This is a genomic window from Azospirillum sp. B506, assembly GCF_000333595.1.
In the GTDB taxonomy this organism is placed as follows: Bacteria; Pseudomonadota; Alphaproteobacteria; order Azospirillales; family Azospirillaceae; genus Azospirillum.
This window is the reverse complement of the sequence record NZ_BADK01000410.1, coordinates 1-1,968: the sequence shown is the minus strand read 5'-3', so window position 1 is coordinate 1,968 and position 1,968 is coordinate 1. Positions and strand designations below refer to the sequence as shown.

Sequence of the window (1,968 nt, the reverse complement as noted above, 5' to 3'; positions counted from 1 at the left end):
GCTTTGCAGCTGGGTGTCCATCGCCCCGATCACGTCGTCGAGGCGGGTCAGGTTGGTCTCCGCCGCCTTCAGCCGCAGCTCGGCCTCGTGCCGGCGGGAATGCAGGCCGGTGATGCCGGCCGCCTCCTCCAGCAGGGCGCGGCGGTCCTGCGGCTTGGCGGAGATGATCTGCGCCACCTTGCCCTGGCTGACCAGGGCCGGAGAAGCGGCGCCCGAGGCGTTGTCGGCGAACAGCAGCTGGACATCGCGCGCCCGCACCAGCTTGCCGTTGATGCGGTAGTCGGAACCCGATCCGCGCTCGATCCGGCGGGTGATCTCAAGCTCGTCATGCTCGTTGAAGCCGGCCGGGGCGGTGCGCGACCGGTTGTCGACCGCCAGCGTCACCTCGCCCAGATTGCGCGCCGGCCGGCTGGAGGTGCCGCCGAAGATGACGTCGTCCATGTCGTCGCCGCGCATGCGCTTGGCCGAGGTCTCGCCCATCACCCAGCGCAACGCCTCGACCAGATTGGACTTTCCGCAACCGTTGGGACCGACGATGCCGGTCATGCCGGGTTCGATGACCAGATCCGTGGCATCGACGAAAGACTTGAAACCCGACAGGCGGAGGCGCGTGAACTGCACTGGGAAAGAACCTTTGGTGTACTGGGCTTATAAAACTGCAGGAACTGCAAAACTATGCCCTCTCCCCGGCCCTCCAGCGCCAGAAGCCGGGGGAGGATCAGGGAGGGGGCATTGCTCACGAAGATCTTTAAGACTGACTTACTTCAGCAGCTTGTCGATGGCCTTCGCGAATTCCTCGAACGGCTGGGCGCCTTCGATGCGGGCCTTGCCGTCGTTCAGGATGAAGGTCGGGGTCGCTTCCACTTTGTACTGGTTCTGGCCGGTCAGGCGGCTGTTCAGGATGGCGTCGGCCAGATCCTTGTTGGCGAGGCAGGAGTCGATGGTTTCCTGGCTCATGCCGGCCAGCTTGCCGTACTGGCCCAGCGCCTTCGCCGGGTCGGCCGCGCGGCTCCAGGTCGACTGGCTCTTGAACAGCACGTCGGTCAACGGATAGTAGCGCTCGGCCGGCGCGCAGTGGGCCAGCATGCTGGCGGTGAGCGCCGCCTGATCGAAGGGGAAGTCGCGGAAGATCAGCTTCACCTTGCCGGTGTCGATGTAGGCTTCCTTGATCTTCGGCAGAATGTCGGCGTGGAAATGGGCGCAGTGCGGGCAGGTCATCGACGAATAGTCGAGGATCGTCACCGGCGCATTCGCATCACCCATGACGCGGTCGGCCATCAGCTCCGACACCGGCGGCAGGGTGGCGGCGGCCTGAGCGGCGGTGGGTGCCGCGGTCATGGCGGTGCCGAACACGGCGGTGAAGCCGATGGCGAGAAAGCCGGCCAGCCCGAAATACCTGCGTCCGAGAATTTTGCGGTTCACTTTGCCCTCGTTCCTACCAGATGTTGACGTATAGACAATGATGCGGGGATGCGTCCAGCAGGCCGGCTATCGCGCCGCCCGCTTCGGCCGGGCCATCAGCGAGCGGCCGAAGCGTTCCAGCGTGGCGCGCAGTTCCTCGTCCTCGATGGTCGCGGCGGTGGTGGCGATGCCGATCTCCTCGTCCATCGTCAGGGCGCGCGGACGCACCACCGGCGATGGCGTGGAGGGCAGGGCCGCGTGGATCAGCTTGATCTTCGCCACCGCGCGGTAGCCGAAGAAGCTGTTGATCCGCTCGATGATCTGCGGTTCCAGATGCTGCAGCTCCAGCGCGATGGCGCCCATGGCACGGATGTGCAGGGTCGCCTCCTCCCGCTTGCCGCGGGGGAAGCTGAGCTTGTCGGGCGCGGTGCGCAGCGACAGCTGCTGGCCGACGATGGACGGCCAGTCGGTGATCAGNCGCACGAAGGCCAGCCCGCGCTTGGCCCAGCACTTGCCGGCGACCTCGGGAACGGATTGGNCGATGCGACGCGGTCCGGTCATGCTCTG

Annotated in this window: 3 protein-coding genes; all 3 read right to left on the bottom strand. The window is 66.2% G+C overall.

Annotated features, from left to right (window positions below; all coding sequences use genetic code 11):
• On the bottom strand, nucleotides 1-621 hold a 621-nt coding region (locus I71_RS12620), incomplete at its 3' end, for an AAA family ATPase (protein WP_042695208.1).
• 138 nt (nucleotides 622-759) lie between these two features.
• Nucleotides 760-1,422, bottom strand: a complete 663-nt coding sequence (locus tag I71_RS12615) for a DsbA family protein (RefSeq protein ID WP_042695207.1) — start codon at nucleotides 1,420-1,422, stop codon at nucleotides 760-762.
• Nucleotides 1,423-1,488: 66 nt separating this feature from the next.
• A partial coding sequence (locus tag I71_RS12610) for a DUF721 domain-containing protein (protein ID WP_244433794.1) occupies nucleotides 1,489-1,968 on the bottom strand: 480 nt, incomplete at its 5' end.